This window comes from Marinifilum flexuosum, assembly GCF_003610555.1.
GTDB lineage: Bacteria > Bacteroidota > Bacteroidia > Bacteroidales > Marinifilaceae > Marinifilum > Marinifilum flexuosum.
On record NZ_RAPQ01000008.1, the window covers coordinates 2,145,782 to 2,166,721 of the forward strand.

The 20,940-nt window shown below is 38.1% G+C and carries 10 protein-coding genes; all 10 read left to right on the plus strand.

Annotated elements, in window-relative coordinates; genetic code table 11:
* The first annotated feature begins 12 nt into the window (after positions 1-12).
* The 10 genes from BXY64_RS08715 to BXY64_RS08760 all read left to right on the plus strand — a co-directional run bounded on the left by BXY64_RS08715 (position 13) and on the right by BXY64_RS08760 (position 20,935).
* Positions 13-1,878, plus strand: a complete 1,866-nt coding sequence (locus BXY64_RS08715) for a LamG domain-containing protein (protein ID WP_120239490.1) — start codon at positions 13-15, stop codon at positions 1,876-1,878.
* 220 nt (positions 1,879-2,098) lie between these two features.
* On the plus strand, positions 2,099-4,375 hold the full coding sequence (locus BXY64_RS08720; protein ID WP_120239491.1) for a GH92 family glycosyl hydrolase: 2,277 nt from the start codon (positions 2,099-2,101) through the stop codon (positions 4,373-4,375).
* Between the two features lie 13 nt (positions 4,376-4,388).
* Positions 4,389-6,683: a GH92 family glycosyl hydrolase gene (locus tag BXY64_RS08725; protein ID WP_120239492.1), complete on the plus strand. Its 2,295-nt coding sequence runs from the start codon at positions 4,389-4,391 to the stop codon at positions 6,681-6,683.
* 122 nt (positions 6,684-6,805) lie between these two features.
* The gene (locus tag BXY64_RS08730; protein ID WP_120239493.1) at positions 6,806-8,479 is read left to right on the plus strand and encodes a PNGase F N-terminal domain-containing protein; all 1,674 of its coding nucleotides are present in this window, start codon (positions 6,806-6,808) and stop codon (positions 8,477-8,479) included.
* A 52-nt stretch (positions 8,480-8,531) separates the two neighbouring features.
* The gene (locus BXY64_RS08735; RefSeq protein ID WP_245996624.1) at positions 8,532-10,835 is read left to right on the plus strand and encodes a beta-N-acetylhexosaminidase; all 2,304 of its coding nucleotides are present in this window, start codon (positions 8,532-8,534) and stop codon (positions 10,833-10,835) included.
* A gap of 124 nt (positions 10,836-10,959) precedes the next feature.
* The gene (locus tag BXY64_RS08740; protein WP_120239495.1) at positions 10,960-12,387 is read left to right on the plus strand and encodes a glycoside hydrolase family 125 protein; all 1,428 of its coding nucleotides are present in this window, start codon (positions 10,960-10,962) and stop codon (positions 12,385-12,387) included.
* A gap of 1 nt (position 12,388) precedes the next feature.
* On the plus strand, positions 12,389-14,428 hold the full coding sequence (locus BXY64_RS08745) for a glycosyl hydrolase family 95 catalytic domain-containing protein (protein ID WP_120239496.1): 2,040 nt from the start codon (positions 12,389-12,391) through the stop codon (positions 14,426-14,428).
* A 3-nt stretch (positions 14,429-14,431) separates the two neighbouring features.
* Entirely contained in the window at positions 14,432-16,444 is a 2,013-nt protein-coding gene (locus BXY64_RS08750; RefSeq protein WP_120239497.1) for a glycoside hydrolase family 97 protein, read from the plus strand.
* Between the two features lie 348 nt (positions 16,445-16,792).
* Entirely contained in the window at positions 16,793-19,033 is a 2,241-nt protein-coding gene (locus BXY64_RS08755; protein WP_120239498.1) for a GH92 family glycosyl hydrolase, read from the plus strand.
* An 18-nt stretch (positions 19,034-19,051) separates the two neighbouring features.
* Positions 19,052-20,935 (plus strand): sodium:solute symporter family protein, encoded by a 1,884-nt coding sequence (locus BXY64_RS08760; RefSeq protein WP_120239499.1) that lies wholly within the window; start codon positions 19,052-19,054, stop codon positions 20,933-20,935.
* Positions 20,936-20,940: the final 5 nt, after the last annotated feature.

Here is a 20,940-nt window from a genome sequence, read left to right on the forward strand (position 1 = left end):
AATCTTTAAGAAATGAAAGCAATTAAATTAAATATAAAAATGTTGTCGTACCTGGCTGCTTTCCTTATGGTGTTTGCCTTTGCAGCTTGTGATGATGACGATAATGGAGGTGGAAATTACGAAACCGCTTCATTAGATGCTTTAATTACTGAGGCAGAAAGCTTAATCGCAAATAGCGAGGAAGGAATTAGCCCGGGAGACTACAAGCCTGGCTCTAAGGTAGAACTTCAGGAGGTTATCAATTGGGTGAACTGGGCCGTTGAGCGCGCAGATTCTCAGGATGACATCGTTGATGCAGCGAATAAACTTCAAATTTATATCAATAAATTCAAAGGTAATATTGTACAACTAGCAGTACCGATTATCGATCAGACCAATGATACTTATATCAAGATCTCCGATAATATCTTACCGGTATTTGCTAAGAGTTTTACCATCGAAACTAAGATCTATGTAGTTGATTTAGCTCAAAAGGGATATTCAAACAACATTTTCGCAACTGAGCAATCAGGTCCTGATAGTGGTTTTGTGATCCGTTACTTCAGCGATGGTAACATCCACTTGAATGTAGGTAACGGTAGCGGATGGGATCAGGTTGAGACCGGAGCAGGAACCATGAAAGCAGGAGAATGGATGCATGTTGCATTTGTAAATGAAATTTCTAGCCAGAAGCTTTACATTAATGGTGTTGAAGTGGCTGCTCAAACTAAAACATACTCACCAGCTCCAGTAGCATCTTTCGTACTTGGAAATGGTCCAACCTGGACTGATCGTGTTATCAATGGTATGCTAAAGGATGTGAGAGTTTGGTCTACAGCAAGAACTGCTGATCAGATTGCAAGCAACCAGGATGCTACATTCGAAGGAACTGAGGAAGGTTTGGCAATGTATTTCCCATTCGATGCTGATTTAGGAACTAACTTCAAGGATGTTACCGGAAATTATACTGCAACTTTTAAAGGTAGTGTATCATGGGCAGCAGATGGAATTCCACCAGTAATCGAGCTTAACTACGATGGATTGAATGCAGTAATTGCCGATGCTTCAGATCTTAAGAACAGCGTTGTTGAAGGTGAAAATGATGGTGACTATCCTGTTGGAACAATTGAATATTTACAATCATTGATAGACGAAGGTACAGCATTGTTGACAGCGGCTAAAAAGCAGGCTGAGTTAGATGAGAAAGCTGAATTCATTACAAGCAAACTTACTTTGGTTCAGGAAAATTTGGTAGCTGATGCAACTGGTGTTTATGTTGATCGTGATAATCCAAAAGCAATTGGTTTCAGAATTACACCTAACTACACTCCTCAAGGTGATTACACTGTAGAGTTTGATGTACGTGTGAAGTCATTGGGAATGTACGGAACAGGAGAATTCTTTAACAATGGTAACTACGGTATTTGGGTGTATGGTTACAAAGAGTTAACTGAAGAAGCATTATTGTCATCAGGTGGACTTTGGAACTTTACCAATGCAGGTAGTGGTTGGCAAGGACCAAAAGCTGAAGCTCTTTCAATCAAGTCTGGAGAGTGGCAGCATGTTGCTATCGTTCACGATAACACAGCAAGAACAACAACTTTATATGTTGATGGCGTAGAAAAAGGTGTTCAAACCGACATAGGAGCTCCTGAAGTTTCAGGTTGGGGAGAAATGTGGCTTGGAAACGGCTGGGGTAAAATGCATGGTTCTATCAAAGATTTCCGTCTTTGGGATGTTGCACGTGATGCTGTTGATTTAGATGCAGATATCGATGGTACTGAAGCTGGACTAAATGCTTACTTCCCACTAAATAAAGTTGGTGGTGTTAAGTTTAAAGATGTTACCGGTAACTATCATGGAGAGATGAGAGGAATCTCATGGAATGTTATTAAGTAATAATTACTTACAATTTATTTGGGAGCTGCTTTCCGGCAGCTCCCATTATCAATATAACCTACGGGTAAAAAAAATCAGAATAATAGGTTTGCTTCTACCTAATATAAAAAGAAGGATTGTTTTGTAGCCTTTTCGCAAAAGGTATATTAAATTAGAGAAATATTAGAGCGATAAGCTTATTATATATCAACCTTATTACTAAACCATATAGTAAAACCAAATGCAAAAATTAAAATCAATCAAAACACTAGGATTGTCATTTTTGTTGGGTGCACTTGCATCCTGTCAGCTAACAAGTGGTAACACAAATGATGATAGTTTAACTCAATATGTTGACCCATATATTGGATCAGGGGGACATGGTCATGTGTTTGTTGGAGCCAGTGTGCCTTTTGGAGCAATTCAGGCTGGACCTAGCAATTTTCATAAAGGATGGGATTGGTGTTCATCATATCACTATTCAGATAGTATTGTTAAAGGATTTTCCCACTTGCATTTGAGTGGAACAGGTTGTACTGATTTGGGCGAGTTTTTAATTATGCCAGCTGTAGGAGAGTTAAAAATTAACCCAGGTTCCCAAGAAAATCCAGAAGAAGGTTATGCTTCTTATTACAGTCATGATACAGAAAAAGCCGAAGCTGGTTATTATAAAGTGTTTTTGGATACTTATAATGTAGGTGTTGAAATGACAACCACCGAAAGAGTTGCCATGCATCAAATTACCTATCCAAAATCAGAACAATCCAGATTAATTATTGATTTAAAAGAAGGTAATGGAGATCAGGCAACAGAAACTTTCTTTCATAAGGTAAATGATACCATTGTGGCAGGTTATCGCTTTTCAAAAGGATGGGCTGCAGATCAACGTGAGTATTTTGCAATGGTTTTGTCAAAGCCAGTTCAAAATATCATGGTTTATAATGGCGATAAAAAATTAGATGGAGATGCTGGAAAAGGGAAAGCTATCAAAGCATTTCTTAATTTTTCCACAGAATCTTTTGAGAAGGTTCAGGTGAAGTTTGGTATGTCGCCTGTAAGTATGGAAAATGCATTGCTAAATATCAAAACCGAAATGCCAAATTGGAGTTTCGATGAGATTCTTGCTGCAAACAAAGCCAAATGGAACAAGGAACTTGAAAAAATTCATATTGAAACTCAAAATAAGAAAGACAAAATAGTTTTCTATACTGCCATGTATCATACCCTAATTGCACCTAATATTTTCGATGATGTAAATGGTGATTATAGAGGTACCGACAAAGAGGTTTACAACAATACCAACAGTACAAATTACACCCTGTTCTCGTTATGGGATACCTACAGAACAGCTCATCCATTGTATACAATTACACAACAGGAAAGAGTACCTGATATGATCAACTCAATGCTTGAAATTTATAAGCACCAAGCTAAGCTTCCTGTATGGCATTTAAGAGGAAACGAAACCAATACAATGGTTGGGTATAGTGCGGTACCAGTGGTTGTAGACGCTTGTCTTAAAGGATTTTCAGGTTTCGATATTAATTTGGCATATGAAGCTGTTAAAACTACTGCAATGGGTGATTTCGAACCAGGAGTAAAAGAATTGCAGAAGTATGGATACATTCCTTGTGATATGATGCACGAATCGGTTGCAAGTGCAATGGAATATGCGATTAGCGATTGGGGAATTGCACAGTTGGCAAGAAAACTTGGTAAACACGATGATGCTAAGTATTTCACGGAACGAGCTAAGGCTTACCAAAAATATTTCGATCCCAATGACAAGTTCATGAAAGGTAAAATGAAAGATGGTAGCTGGAGAACTCCATTTGATCCTTTATCAGCACAGCATAGGGTAAATGATTATTGTGAAGGAAATGCATGGCAATATCTTTGGTTGGTTCCACAAGATCCTGAAGGCTTAATTCAATTATTGGGAGGTGATGAACCATTTCTTACAAAATTGGACAGTTTATTCTCTATTTCTTCAGAATTGGAAGAAGGAGCTTCTGCTGATATTACCGGATTAATTGGACAATATGCTCATGGAAACGAACCAAGTCATCACATAACTTATTTGTATGCATATGCAGGAGAACAATTCAAAACTGCCGATAAAGTAGATTATATCCTTAATGAATTATATACTGATAAGCCTGATGGATTATGTGGTAATGAAGATTGTGGTCAAATGTCAGCTTGGTATGTAATGTCATCTATGGGATTTTATCCTGTAAATCCTTCCAATGGTGCTTATGTATTTGGTAGACCTTTATTTGATAAGGTGAGCATTAATTTAAGTGCAGACAAATCATTTACGATCATTGCCAATAACAATAGTAAAGAGAATATTTATATCCAGTCGGTGAAGTTAAATGGACAGAACTATACCAAGTCATTCATAACTCATAAAGATATCATGAATGGAGGAGAGTTGATATTTGAAATGGACTCAAAACCGAATAAAGAATTTGGTTTTAAAATAAAAGATAGACCAAAATCAATTGTGTACTAGAAGTAAGTGAAGAATGAAGAAGATTAGTTTTATAATACTATTATTTCTTGCGATAAGTGCGTCGGCAAGCAAGAATAACGATAAAGAGAAGAATAATACGGTTGATTTAGTGAATACTTTGATGGGGACCGATTCGGAGCATGCACTTTCGAACGGGAATACCTATCCGGCAATTGCTTTACCCTGGGGAATGAATTTTTGGACTCCCCAGACCGGAAAAATGGGTGATGGATGGGGATACACCTATGATGCAAAGAAAATCAGAGGGATTAAGCAGACACATCAACCAAGTCCTTGGATCAACGACTATGCAGCCTTTTCATTAATGGCCGTAACCGGAGAACTGAAATATAACGAAGAGGAGAGAGCATCTTGGTTTTCGCATAAAGCAGAAGAGGCAAGACCTTATTTTTATAGTGTTTATTTAGCAGATTACGATGTGGTTGCTGAAGTAACGCCTACAGAGCGTGCTGCTATGTTTCGATTCACTTTTCCCGAGAATGAGAACTCATACATCTTACTGGATGGTTTTTTCAAAGGATCACAAGTGAAAATCATCCCTGAGGAGAGAAAGATTATTGGTTATTGTAGAAATAATTCGGGAGGTGTTCCTGATAATTTCCACAACTATTTTGTGGCTGAATTCGATAAGGATTTTGAGGTGACTCATACCTGGGATGCGAACAAAATTCAGAAGGGTTCAAAAGAAGCCGAGGGAGAACATGTTGGTGCCGTGATTGGTTTTAAAACAAAGAAAGGTGAAACGGTTCATGTGAAAGTAGCCTCTTCTTTTGTGAGTCCTGAACAAGCACAATTAAATCTTTCAAGAGAAATTAGTGATAAGTCTTTCAATCAACTAAAAGAAGAAGCAAAACAAGCCTGGGAAAAGGAGTTTAATAGAATTCAAATTGAAGGTGGAACAGAGGAGCAAGTAAGAACTTTTTACTCTTGTTTATACCGAGTTCTTCTATACCCAAGGAAATTTTACGAGATAAATGATAATGATGAAGTAATTCATTACAGTCCTTACAATGGAGAGATACTGCCTGGTTACATGTTTACAGATAATGGCTTTTGGGATACATTCCGGGCAGTATTTCCATTTTTTACTTTGATGTATCCTGATTTGAATGCTCAAATTATGGAAGGTTTAGCAAATACCTACAAAGAAAGTGGTTGGTTGCCTGAATGGGCGAGTCCTGGTCACAGGGGATGTATGATTGGTTCGAATTCAGCATCCTTGATTGCCGATTCTTATTTAAAAGGAATTCGTGGTTATGATATTGAAACCTTGTATGAGGCCATCATTAAAAACACCAAAGGTTACAATAAGGATGTTACTTCTGTAGGACGTTATGGTGCGGAATATTACAACGAGTTAGGATATGTGCCATACAATGTGGGAATAAATGAAAACACGGCCAGAACATTGGAATATGCTTATGCAGATTTCTGTATTTGGAAGCTGGCTCAGGAATTGAATCGTCCACAAGAAGAAATTGATTTATTTGCCAAGAGAGCGCAAAACTTTAATAATGTATTCGATAAAGAGTCAGGCTTGATGCGTGGGAAGAATAAGGATGGTCAGTTCCAGACTCCTTTTAACCCTTTAAAATGGGGTGATGCCTTTACTGAAGGAAATAGCTTGCACTATACCTGGTCCGTTTTTCAAGATGTGAATGGGTTGATTAATCTTATGGGAGGTAAAGAGAAATTCATTTCTACTTTAGATGGAGTATTTGAAATGCCACCAAAGTTTGATGATTCATATTATGGATTTACAATCCATGAAATTCGTGAGATGCAGATTGTGAATATGGGGAACTATGCTCACGGTAATCAGCCAATTCAGCACATGATTTACCTGTATAATTATGCCGGTGAGCCATGGAAAACTCAATCTCGTGTACGTGAAGTAATGGATAACTTGTACACATCGCAGCCTGATGGTTATTGTGGTGATGAAGATAATGGACAAACATCGGCTTGGTATGTGTTTAGTTCCATGGGATTCTATCCTGTTTGTCCGGGTACCGATGAGTATGTTTTTGGTTCTCCTCTGTTTGACAAGGTAAAACTGACTCTTGAAAATGGAAAAACCTTTACCATAAGCAGTACAAATAATTCCAAAGAGAATGTTTTTGTAAAGGATATTAAATTGAATGGGAAATCTTTTAAGAAGAACTTCATTAAGCATGGAGATATCTTAAAAGGCGGAAAAATAGATTTTAATATGTCGAAGAAAGCGAATAGGAAGCGTGGAACATCAGAAGACAGCTATCCTTATTCGATGAGCAATCAGAAATAATCCACTAATTTATTAAGCCAAAGGAATAATATGCATTAAACCAGTTAGAGATTCGATTACCTACTTAGGTATTTACTCAGGTTTACTGTTATTCCTTTGGCTTAATTTTGTAATACAAGCCTATGAAAACAAGAATACTATTCCTGGTAAGCATTTTATCTTTTTCTCTTTTGGTATCAGGAGCAGAGAAAAAAGAGAAGGGGTTTAAGATTAGCTATGAGCAATACAGCCATGGTAAACTGGTTCCCAATAGAGGTGTTTCAGCTACTGTGATCAATGGGATCGCGCAATTATCAAACTCTTCAAAAGTTGAAAGCTTCTTTATTAATTACAAGTCAAAGAATGTGGTGAAGGTGCTGAAACTTAAGGATGGACAATTTCAGCAGATCACACCATTTTCAGAATTACCTACAGCAAAAGAAACCGACGAGAAGGAGACCATTTTAGGCTATGAATGTAAAAAAGCCAGTTTCCTTATTTTTTCAAATAGAGTAGATGTTTGGTACACCACTGAAGCAAAAGTAAGTGCATCGCCATCCTTATCTGTAATTATCGACAATGGATTGGTATTAAAATACGTGGTTAATGGGAATCGTACCATTCTGGCAAAATCCATTGAGAAGGAAAAGGGATTTATGGAATATCCTGCAGAAAATACTCCTAAAATTGACCAGGCACGTTATCGAGAGTTAATTATCAAATCAAGGTACAGGACCATTCCTGTATTCGATAAGGAGCAAATCAATTTCCAGGGAGGTATAACGAATCCTAAGGAAAAAATCCTGAATCATACCTATCGTTTTTCAAAGGGTACGGTGATCATGAAAAAGATTAAAATGCCTGATTTGAATCCGGAAGGTAGTGTTTTTGTGAAGCTTACAAACTGGTCGAATGGTGATGCCTACGACAGAACAGGCTGTGTTTTTACCATTGCGAACAATGATAAAAATTCGATGCTGACAGCCCTGAAAAATGGAAAAGAGGAACTCCCTATCTATATTGACAAAAAAGGAGTGGAATACCAGGGAGTAGTGAGTGATGATAATTATACCGTACCTGTGGAGCTGATGAGATTCTTTACTTCATTTGGAGTGGGACATTTTAATGAGAAGAGACCGATCAATAATTACAACTGGCAGGATTCTGTTGTCTACAAACAAGAAGTGACAGAATTAATTCCTTTACAAGAAGATGAAGTTTGGATTGGTGTATTCATTGGGAATTATGACAAAGGTGGTCATAAGGTGAGCTTGGAGTTGAATTATTATCCTCCGTTTGAAGAGACTGCTGCGACAGAGAAATATATTCAACCACTATTTTATACTTTGAATGTGATGGAGGCAAGTGGTCAAAATTACGGTCGTATGTTTAAAAATGATACCCTGGCTGTGGAATTTACTTTAGATGAAAATGTGGAGGATTTACAGTTGTTATATACCTCAACCGGTCACGGTGGATGGGGCAATGGTGATGAGTTTGTTCCTAAGGTAAACCAGTTGTTGATAGATGACGAGTTGATTTTTAAGCATGTTCCATGGAGAAGTGATTGTGCTACCTATAGAATGTCCAACCCAGCCTCTGGAAATTTTGGAAACGGATTGTCAAGTAGTGATCTTAGTCGTTCCAATTGGTGTCCTGCAACCTTAACATCGCCTTATTATATTCCTCTTAGTAATTTAAAAGCAGGGAAGCATGTTATTAAGGTAGTGATTGATCAAGGAGACGATGAAGGATCCAGTTTTAACCATTGGAGTGTATCTGGTATTCTTGTTGGAAATAAAGAAATCTCTAAATAGTACATGTAAACGGGTATCTGTTCAGATACCCATTTTCAAATCCCCTAACTTCATGAAAAACTATTATCTACTCAGCCTTGTTATTCTAACCGTTTTTTTCAGTGTGTCCTGCACATCGAATGTGAGAAAAAATAAGGGTATAAACCTGATCCCTTATCCTAACTCGCTAGCAAAACAGAAGGGGAATTTTAAGGTAAATCGGAAGACATTTATTACGATGAATTCTGAGAAGTCGCTTGAAATAGCAAAACTGCTGGTTCATAGATTTGAACCGCATTTAAACATACCTGTTCAATCTGAACTAACAGGAGAAAGCTCCCCAAATGCAATTCATCTTTCTGTAGATTCAAATTACAATATCCCTTTCGAAGGGTATAAGCTGAAGGTGAATGAGAAGTCGGTGACTTTGTTGGCATCATCTGAAAATGGCTTGTTCTATGGGATGCAAACCCTTTTGCAACTGATCTATATTGAGGATAAGGGAAGAGGTGAGATTCCTTGTGTGCAGATAGCTGATAGTCCCCGATTTGCATGGAGAGGAATGCATCTGGATGTATCAAGACATTTTATGCCGACCTCATTTATTAAGAAGTACATTGATTATTTGGCTGCCAATAAATTGAATGTTTTTCATTGGCATTTGGTTGATGGAACTGGTTGGCGCATTGAAATAAAATCTCACCCGGAGCTGACTGATATAGGTGCTTGGAGAGTGGTGAAGGATGCTGATAAGCCATGGAAAGATATCGAAGCATGGAAGGAAGGCGATGACAGACCAAAATATGGAGGATACTATTCTCAAGAGGAGATCAAAGAAATTGTAAAATATGCACAAGGTCGTTTTATTACAGTTTTACCTGAAATAGAACTGCCTGGCCATTCGGAAATTGTCTTCGATTGTTATCCTCATTTGGTTTGTAAAGACAGCAGAGGAAAAAGCTTAAAAAATATCGGAGTATACTGTGCCGCCAATAAGGAGTCTTACCAACTGTTGGAAGATGTTTTGGATGAAGTAATAGAGCTTTTTCCATCAGAATATATACATATTGGTGGTGATGAAGTAAACAAAAGCAATTGGAAGAAATGTGCGGCCTGTAAGAATTTGATGCGGAAACACAAGTACGATGAGAAAAGCCTGCAAAGCCATTTTGTGAATCATTTCGATAAATACCTGTTATCTAAAGGACGCAAGTTAATTGGTTGGCATGAGATTTTGGAAGGAGATTTATCTTCATCGGCAAGTATCATGTATTGGGGTGGAATGAAGGGGCTCGAAAAAGCATTAAAGGAAGGCCATCCAACAGTTAATTCAACAGGTACATCTTATTATTTTGACCATTATCAAAGTTCAAGTAAGAATGAACTACCCGCTTGGGGTGGATTTTCTCCACTTCATCAGGTTTATGAATTGAATCCACTTTCTCATATTTCAGATACTTCTTTGTATCAGAATGTGTTGGGTGTTCAGGCAAATGTATGGACGGAACATATGAAGACACCTGAAAAGGTGGAGTATATGATTTTCCCAAGAATATTCGCATTGGCTGAGAATGCCTGGACCAAAGAAGAGAATAAGTCATGGGAGAGATTTAGAACTACTGTTGATGAATTTATAGCGGACTATCAAAAGGCAGGTGCTAATTGCTCTATGAGTGCGTATCGTCCAATCATAAGTACGAAATTAGATACTCTCACCAAAATGCTTGAAGTGAGAATTGAACCTGAATTGGAAGCAGAGGTCTATTATACCTTAGATGGAAGTGAGCCTACGATAGAAAAAGAACACTTGTATACAGAACCATTCTTGTTGGATTCGACAAAAGTGTTAAAAGCGATTTCTGTAAAAAACGCTAAGGTGTTAACTGAAATGGAAACAGAACGGCTTATTGTGCATAAAGCGCGAGCCTGTGAAATAGATCTTAAAAATCAACCTTATTCAAAGTATGCAGGAAAAGGAGGTATGACCTTGCTTGACCTTGAAAGAGGTGGCAAAATATGGGGAAATGGTAAGTGGCTCGGCTTCTTAAATAAGGATTTAGATGCATCGATAAAGCTAAATACTGCCACTAATATAAAAAGCGTTTCTCTTAGTTGTATAACTGATAAGGGAGCAAGCATCCTGTTTCCAGAATCTATTCAAGTTTTTGTATCGAAGGATGGGAAAAACTATCAGCTAGCAGGAGAATGGTCAAAAACGGATTCCATTAGAAGTGTGGAGGAGCAAGGCGTGGAAAATAAGCTGTTAACTGTTGATTTGGAGGTTTTAAATTTTGAGTTTGTTAAAGTGATAGCCATTTGCCCTAAGCAAGAGAGAAGAGGGACTTTTATTTTTATCGATGAGTTGATTGTTGAGTAGAATATATGATCTCTTGATCTTATCAAATATGTGCCTACAATAAATTAAAACACAAACTAATCCTGGATATTCATTGGAGTGTAACCTACTGCAATTACTCTGGGATGAGAATAACCCTATAGATATGCATAGAAGAAATTTTCTAAAAAACTCAATCCTATTTACCGGAGGACTAAGTCTTATTGGTACAAAAGGATTTAGTTTAACAAATGAAGTAAAATACATCTCAAATAGACCACCAGCAGCCGAAAGGAAATTTGTAAGTCCAGCTGTTGATGCGATCATTGCTAAGGTTAAAAAGTCAATTGCGAACAAAGAGTTGGCATGGATGTTTGAAAATTGCTTTCCAAATACATTAGACACAACGGTGACTTATTCTGAAAAAGATGGAAGACCCGATTCTTTTGTGATCACCGGAGATATTCATGCCATGTGGTTAAGGGACTCAACAGCCCAGGTTTGGCCATATCTGCCACTTGTAAATGATGATCGGAAATTGAAAGATCTTTTTCAAGGGCTCATCAACCGACAGAGCAAATGTATCAACATCGATCCTTACGCTAACGCGTTTAACAAAGGTGCCGATGGATCACATTGGGAAAGTGATCAAACAGAGATGAAGCCTGAATTACATGAGAGAAAATGGGAAATAGATTCGTTGTGTTATGCAATTAGGCTGGCTTATCATTATTGGAAGAAAACCAATGATACGACATGTTTTGATCGTGCCTGGGTTGAGGCTATGAAATCTGTTGTGAGAACATTCAAAGAGCAACAGCGAAAGGAAGGTAAGGGGACATACTCTTTTTTAAGAACTACCAGCAAACCTACCGACTCACAACCGGGAAATGGTTATGGAAATCCAATTAATCCTGTTGGTCTTATTGTTTCTTCATTTCGTCCTTCTGATGATGCTACCATTTTCCCATTCTTGATACCATCAAATTATTTTGCCGTAGTTTCACTTAAGCAGTTGACAGAGATCTTAAATTCTTTGGGTATTGAAAAAGAACTGTCTGCATCTGCTTTACTATTGGCAGAAGAGGTGGAGGAAGCTTTACAGAAATATGCTTCCACTGATCACCTTACTTATGGCAAAACACTGGCCTTTGAGGCAGATGGCTTCGGCAACCAACTATTTATGGATGATGCGAACATTCCAAGCTTACTTTCTTTGCCTTATTTGGGAGCAGTAGATCAGGATTCTAAGCTGTATCAGAATACAAGAAAATTCATTCTGAGTAAGAATAATCCTTGGTTCTTTGAGGGAAAGGCTGCTGAAGGTATTGGAGGTCCGCATGTGGGAGTAGACATGATTTGGCCAATGAGTATCATTATGAGGGCAATGACCTCTGACAATGATGAGGAGATTCTGAAATGTCTTAAAATGTTAATGAATACACATGCTGGAACGGGTTTTATGCATGAGACCTTCCATAAGAATAAGCCTGAACATTTTACTCGTTCATGGTTTGCCTGGGCAAATACCTTGTTTGGAGAATTGATTTTGAAGATTTACAATGAAAAGCCAGAATTACTAAAACTTATATAATATGACTGTTTACTATAGATACTTATACCTTTTTATTTTTTGTTTATTGATTCACATAGGTGTGAATGCCCAAACAAGGCAAGGATCTGGTTGGGTAATTGAAACAAGTGATTATTCCGACTATACTGGAGTTTCAATAGCCAATGGACGCATAGGACTGCTACCATCCAAAGAACCGGGCAAAACGAAAGCTATTATTTTGAATCATGTTTTCGATAAGGAGTCAAAATATGGTGTTAGCAAGGTTTTGTTGGGTATTAATTTTGCAAACCTTGAAATAGTAATTAAGGGAGATACTCTAAAAACTGAGAATTGTACAGCATGGACCCAAAAGCTGGATATGAAGAAAGCTGCTTTTACTACAACTTGTAGGTTTAAGAACTATGCTGATTTTTCTTTTACATCTTATGCATTGCGAGGCATGCCTTATACTGGTATGATCGATGTTGAAATTACTCCATTGTTGAGAAATTTGAAAGTACAGGTAGGGGGTCAAATCGTTTGTCCTAACGAATATAAAAATGTTGAATCTGGTTTTCGTGTGATGCAAGATTTGGATGCCAGAATGCCAGTTTTACAAACGGTAGCTGATAGTCCCTTTGGAAAGCACCACATGGCAACCTCTGCTACTTTCATATTTGAAGAGGAGACTCCGGAATTAAAACGTAATGTTAAAGGCCCATTTCATCATGAGTTGGTTTTTACAAAGGATTTGAAAAAGGGGGAGAAGTATAGCTTTGCCTGGGCAGGGGCCGTATGTACTTCTCAAAACTTCGATGATCCTAAGAGTGAGTCTGAAAGAATGGTTGTCTTTCAGCTGTTGGGAAATAAAGAATCAGTAATCGAAAGACACCAAAAGCTGTGGGAAGAATTATGGCAAGGTGATATTGTAATTGAGGGAGATATTGAATCTCAGCAGGATGTTCGCTTAGCTTTATATCATTTGTATTCTTTCTCGAGAGATGATTCGAATTTAAGTATTGCTCCAATGGGCTTGTCGGCTCAAGGTTATAACGGACATGTCTTCTGGGATACTGAATTGTGGATGTATCCGCCATTGTTAGTGTTTAATCAGGATATTGCCCATTCACTTTTAAACTACAGGTTTCACAGGCTTGAAAAGGCTAAAAAGAAAGCTGCCAATTTTGGATATGAGGGAGCCATGTTTCCCTGGGAATCTGACGATACAGGTGAGGAGGCTACTCCAACCTGGGCATTGACGGGAACTTTCGAACATCATATTACTGCTGATATTGGAATCGCTTTTTGGAACTACTACCGGGTGAGCAAAGATAAACAATGGCTAAAGGAAGTTGGATTTCCTGTATTGAAAGAGGTAGCTGATTTCTGGGTGAGTAGGTCTGTTAAAAATGAAGATGGTTCTTATTCCATTAACAATGTAGTAGGAGCCAATGAATTTTACCATCATGCTGATGACAATGCTTTTACAAATGGTGCCGCCAAAACAGCATTGGAATTTGCAGTGAAGGCTGCGAAAGAACTTGACCTGTCTCCCAATAGTCAATGGAGTAAAATTTCCAAAGCTCTGTGCTTTCACTATTTCCCAAGCGGAGCAATGAAAGAAAACAGAACCTACAATGGGGAGGTGATCAAACAGGCCGACGTGAATTTATTGGCTTACCCACTGAATATTGTGAATAAGCCTGAAGATATTCGCAGAGACTTGGCTTATTATGAGCCGAAAATGGCTCCTGAAGGACCAGCTATGTCTCACTCTGTACTTGCTGTTCTTTATGCTCGTTTGGGAGAAGCGGATAAGGCATTCGAGTTATTTAAGAGAGCTTACGAACCAAATAAAAGACCTCCTTTTGGAGCTTTGGCTGAATCTGCATTTAGCCACAATCCATACTTTGCAACGGGTGCTGGGGGGATGCTACAATCTGTAATTTTTGGTTTTGCAGGCCTAAAAATAAACGATGAGGGGATTATTCAAGGTAGTACATGTCTTCCAAAGCAGTGGAGAAGCTTGACCATTAAGGGGATTGGTTGTGATAAGAAAACATATGTGATTGAAAATTAATTTATGAGAGTAAGAGTAGTGTTCCTCGCTTTGTGCGCTGGATTGATGAGTTTATCCTGTTCTTTGGATAATAGAGTGGAGGTGGAATCACCCAATGGAGAATTGAAGTATGAATTGCATGTTAACGATCAAGGTCAACTGTCCTATGAATTATCAGTGGGGCAGCGTAAGTTGATTAATGAATCTAAACTGGGGCTGGAAGCTACAGAGAGCAGACTTTCTATCGAAAAAGTAAAGATCGTTGATAAGAAAATTGTAGAAGTTGATGAGACCTGGAATGCTGTGTGGGGCCAAAACAAAAGGATTAAAAACAACTATAATCAGTTGCTTTTAGATTTGATTACCTCAAAAGGACTTAAGCTTCAATTACAAGTTAAAGCATATGATGATGGTCTTGGTTTCAGGTATAAAATTCCTGAGCAAACAGGTGTTGATAGCATTTTGATTACCGATGAAAATACAGAGTTTAACCTGGCTGAAAATGGTACTGCCTGGTCTATTCCTGCTAATTTCGATAGCTACGAGATGCTATACAGAACAACTAAAATTGATGAGGTAAAAGGTGCCAATACTCCTGTAACCTTTAAAACCAATGATGGAGTTTATTTAAGTATTCATGAAGCAAACCTGACAGACTATGCTGGCATGACTTTGCAAAATACAGGAGGAACAAATTTTGAAGCCAATTTGGTACCTTGGCCTGATGGAGTGAAAGTTAAAGCCAAAGGTTCTCTTTTGACTCCCTGGCGAACCATTACAATTAGTAAGAATGCAGCAGGATTAGTTGAATCAAATCTGATTCAAAATTTAAATGAGCCATGTGCATTGAAGGATACCGATTGGATTGAACCTATGAAATACATTGGTATTTGGTGGGGCATGCACCTGGGAGTGGAAACCTGGACTATGGGCCCAAAACATGGAGCCACAACTGAAAATATGAAGGCGTATATTGATTTTGCTGCCGATCACAATGTTCAGGCAGTGCTTGCCGAAGGCTGGAATACAGGTTGGGAAAACTGGGGGAAAGCACGTGCTTTTGACCAGCAAACTCCTTATGCTGACTTTGACTTTGATGAGGTGGTTCGATATACAAAAGCAAAAGGTGTGGAACTGATTGGCCATCATGAAACCGGTGGCGACTATATTTACTATGAGGAGTGCATGGACAAGGCTTTTTCCATGCTTAGAGATAATGGTATTCGAGTTCTAAAAACTGGATATGCCGGTCCAATACCAAATGGTCATTACCATCATGGACAGAAGATGGTACAACACTACAGAAAGGTTGTGGAAAAGGCTGCAAAGTACAATTTAATGATCGACGCTCACGAACCAATTAAAGCAACAGGAATCAGGCGTACATATCCCAACATGATGACTCGAGAAGGTGCACGAGGCATGGAGTGGAATGGCTGGAGCGAAGGAAATCCTCCCGAGCATTACGTGATTCTTCCTTTTACCAGATGTTTGGGTGGACCTATTGACTATACACCAGGTACATTTGATATTCTTTACAAAAACAGGAAGGAGTATACCAAATGGAACAGCAACGATAAAGGAAATAGCCGAGTGAATACAACGCTTGCCAAACAATTGGCTCTTTGGGTCTGCCTGTATAGTCCATTGCAAATGGCATCGGATATGGTAAGAAATTACGAAGATCAGCCAGCATTTGAATTCTTTGAATTACTTCCTGCCGATTTTGATGAATCAAAAGTTCTATTGGCGGAGATTGGTGATGTGTATTCGGTTGCTCGTCGAAAAGCCAAGAACTGGTATATTGGAACAATTACTGATGAGAACAGAAGAAATCTAGAGCTTGACTTATCCTTTTTAGAGGATGGTAAAAAATATATGGCAAGTATTTTTGAGGATGGAGATAATGCAAATCTCGAAAATAACCCTACAGATATTAATATTCGAAAAGTAGAAGTTGATTCGAAGACTGTATTGTCTGTAAAAATGATTGAAAGTGGAGGTCAGGCAGTTGCAATTGTTCCTATTGTGAATTAATTTGTCATTACAATTGATTAATGATTCAATTGGTAGATTAACCTCAATATTAATCACCATTTAATCTTGAATACTTTAATTTGAATTAGAAACAGTCTATAAGTTATTTATTAGAGTAATTATGATGATTTTTTTATTTAGGCAATGCAAAATGGACACGAATAGCATTAGCTATTTAAGGAGATTTTGCAGCAGTATAAATGAAAAAGTCGCATCATTAAATGATATAATAATTTTTAGACAGTTTCTGTAGATTAGAAATTAGTAAACCGATCGGGAAAAAGCTTGGCTGGCGATAGTCCCGTTCGGTATTATTTTTAAATCCACGATTACAATAAAACCTAACTAATGAAGCGCTTTATAGGAATTTCAATTCTACTGTTTTTTTGTTTTAATGGCTTTGGTCAGTATTCCCAATATGTAAATCCTTTTATTGGAACTACGAATTTTGGAACCACAAATCCAGGGGCCATTGTGCCACGAGGAATGGTTTCGGTAACTCCATTTAATGTTTCCGGATCTGATATCAATAAATACGATAAGGATGCACGCTGGTGGTCTACACCATACTCATGGGATAACTCTTACCTTACCGGATTTTCTCATGTAAATTTGAGTGGAGTGGGCTGTCCGGAACTTGGTGTTATTTTATTGATGCCAACCACAGGAAAAGTCAATGCTGACCACAAGCAATATGGTTCTGTTATGAAGAACCAAAAGGCAACACCAGGCTATTATGCCACTAATTTGGAAAAGTACAGCATCAAGGCAGAACTGAGTTCTACAAAACGCACTGGCATAAGTCGATATACCTTTCCAAAAGGAGAATCAAATATTCTATTAAATCTTGGATTAGGATTAACCAACGAAGTAGGAGCTAAGGTGAGAATCGTTAATAACAAGGAAATTGAAGGTTCTCGAATGACAGGTACTTTCTGTTACAATGATGGTTCGGAGCGTCCTGTCTATTTTGTGGCCCGATTCAGTAAACCAGCAAAGAATTTTGGAGTATGGAAAAACATGCCAAAACTACAAGCAGAAGCAGCTTGGAGCAAAACTTCGGGTGAATACAAATACTACGATGGATTTACCCGGGAAATGTTTGGTAACGAAATTGGAGCTTATTTCACATTTGATACAGAAGAAAACGAACAAATTATTGTAGAAGTTGGGGTTTCCTATGTTAGCATCGAGAATGCTCGATTAAACCTTAAAGCAGAGTCGAATGATTTTGATTTTGAGAAGACTAGAGCAGAAGCAGAAAAAGAGTGGAACGATATTTTAGGTAGAGTTAAGGTTGCAGGTGGAACAAAAGATCAGAAAACCATTTTCTACACGGCTTTGTATCATACTCAAATTCATCCGAATATCATTAATGATGTAAATGGGCAATATCCAGCAATGGAATCTTTCGAAATTAAGGAAACCAATGATTGCAATCGCTACACAGTGTTTTCTCTTTGGGATACCTACCGAAACTTTCACCCATTAATGGCTCTGCTTTATCCACAGGAACAATTGGATATGGTTCGTTCCATGGTGGATATGTATAAGGAAAGTGGATGGTTGCCTAAATGGGAGCTAAACAGCAAGGAAACACATGTGATGGAAGGTGATCCTTCTATTCCTGTGATTGTTGATTCTTACTTGCGAGGATTGACCGACTTTGATGTGGAAGCGGCTTATGCTGCCATGTACAAATCGGCAACAATGGAAGGGAAAAACAACAAATTGCGTCCTGATATCGATCATTACCTGGCAGAAGGATATGTGCCAATTGAAGAGGAATTCGATAATTCGGTATCGCATGCATTGGAATATTATATTGCCGATTGGAACCTGGCTCAGTTTGCAAAAGCTCTTGGGAAGAAAGCGGATTATCAGAAATTTCTGAATCAATCCTTAGGCTATAAAAATTACTATTCGAAAGAATTTGGCGTATTGAGACCTAAACTTGCCGATGGTACTTTCCTAAAGAATTTCGATCCAAAGCAAGGTGAAAACTTTGAACCATGTCCTGGATTCCACGAGGGAACATCATGGCAATATACTTTTTGCGTACCTCATGACATTAAAGGACTGACCAAAATAATGGATGGCAAAAAGAATTTCGTAAGCAAGCTACAGAAAGTATTCGATGAGGATCTTTACGATATGGCCAACGAGCCGGATATCCATTACCCATTCCTGTTCAACTATTTTAAAGGGGAAGAGTGGAGAACTCAGAAAGAAGTTCGTCGTTTGGTGGATGAATACTATAAAAATGCACCTGATGGAATTCCGGGGAACGACGATTGTGGAACACTTTCAGCCTGGATTGTTTACAGCATGATGGGCATGTATCCTGTTTGCCCTGGAGATACAGATTACGCACTAACATCGCCGGTCTTCGATAAAATTACCATAGAGCTTAACCAGGAATTTTATCCTGGAAAGAAATTGGAAATTGTTACGAAAAAGAAGAATGCAAATGATATTTACATCAAAAGCATTAAACGAAATGGTTCAAATCATTCCAGCTACTTTATCAATCATGACGATTTGGTAAAAGGAGGAACAATTGAATTTGAATTAAAATCAAGCAAGTAAAAAACTAAATAGAATATAATGAATCTATCAGTACTCGACATATCCATCATTATCGGATACATTGTTCTAACCATTGTAATTGGTTACTTGTTGTCCGCAAAGGCATCAAAAAACTTATCGAACTACTTTCTAGGAGGAAATAAAATTCCCTGGTACATGCTTGGTGTTTCCAACGCATCGGGAATGTTCGATATTACCGGAACCATGTGGACGGTTACCATACTGTTTGTATATGGTTTAAAATCGGTTTGGATTCCTTGGTTGTGGCCCGTTTGGAACCAGATTTTTCTGATGATGTTTTTGGCAATTTGGTTGCGCCGATCGAATGTAATGACGGGTGCCGAGTGGTTAAAAACAAGATTTGGAGATGACAAAGGTTCGCAATTGTCTCACCTGATTGTGGTACTATTTGCCATTGTGAGTGTAATTGGTTTTATCACATATGGATTTGTTGGAGTAGGGAAGTTTGCCCAAACATTTTTTCCTTGGAATCTGCAAACCTATGTAATGGGAATTACCATTAGTTCTGAGAACATGTACGCCATTATCATTATGGGTGTAACCACACTTTACGTGATAAAAGGGGGGATGTACTCGGTGGTATTTACCGAAGTTTTACAGTTTGTAATTATGACCATCGCCTGTATCATGGTTGGTGTGATTGCCATATCCTTGGTGACTCCTGAACAAATATCTGCAGCAATTCCTGAAGGGTGGAAAGATGTATTCTTTGGTTGGAATCTGGATTTGAATTGGGATCATTTGATACCAGCAGTAAACAACAAAATTGCAACCGATGGTTATTCATTGTTCTCGGTGTTGATGATGATGATGATATTCAAAGGAATGTTGGTAAGTATTGCAGGTCCTGTACCTAGTTACGATATGCAGAGAATTCTATCAACAGAAACACCTAAAGATGCGGCCAAAATGAGTGGGATTGTTTCTTTGGTACTTTTTGTTCCAAGATATTTGATGATTACAGGATTAGCTGTACTTGCACTGGTTTATCTCGCACCTGAATTTAATAAAATGGGCGACAATATCGATTTTGAAATGGTATTGCCTTATGCACTGAATAATTTTATTCCAATGGGAGCGAAAGGCTTGTTGTTGGCAGGTTTAGTTGCAGCCTTCATGTCTACCTTTGCTGCAAACGTAAATGCCGGGCCAGCATACATTGTAAACGATATCTATAAGAAATTTATCAATCCGAATGCATCGCAAAAGAAGTACATTCGAATGTCATATTTGGCATCATTCGCCGTGGTGGCAGTTGGTATTTTCTTCGGATTCTTTGCTGAAAGTATCGATACTGTAATGAAATGGTTGGTGGGTGCATTGTTCGGAGGTTATACCGCATCAAACCTGTTAAAATGGATATGGTGGCGATTTAACGGATATGGATATTTTACAGGAATGTTAGCCGGTTTGCTGGCATCATTAATTGCACCATTGGCTTTTCCTGAAGTTTCTCCTATTTATGCATTTCCATTTATTTTCTTGTTTGCATTTGCAGCATCTATCATTGGTAGTTTAGTAACCAAGCCAGAACCTGATGAGGTACTGATTAAATTTTATGACAGTGTTCGCCCTTGGGGATTTTGGAAGCCTGTTTATTTAAAATTGAAAGAACAAAAGCCAGAGGCGAAACCAAATAAGGATTTCTGGAGAGATATGATGAACTGTACAATAGGTACAGGATGGCAAATGATGTTGGTGTTGATACCAATTTACCTGGTAATTGGTGAGTTTATGTCATTAACCTGGGTAATTCTATTATTTGTTGCATCGAGTGTTGTGCTTTATTTTACCTGGTACAAGAAACTGAGAGATTATCCTGAGGATTACAAATGCGAAGTGAAAAAAGAGGAAGAAATTAATGAAACTGAATTAGTATAAAATCA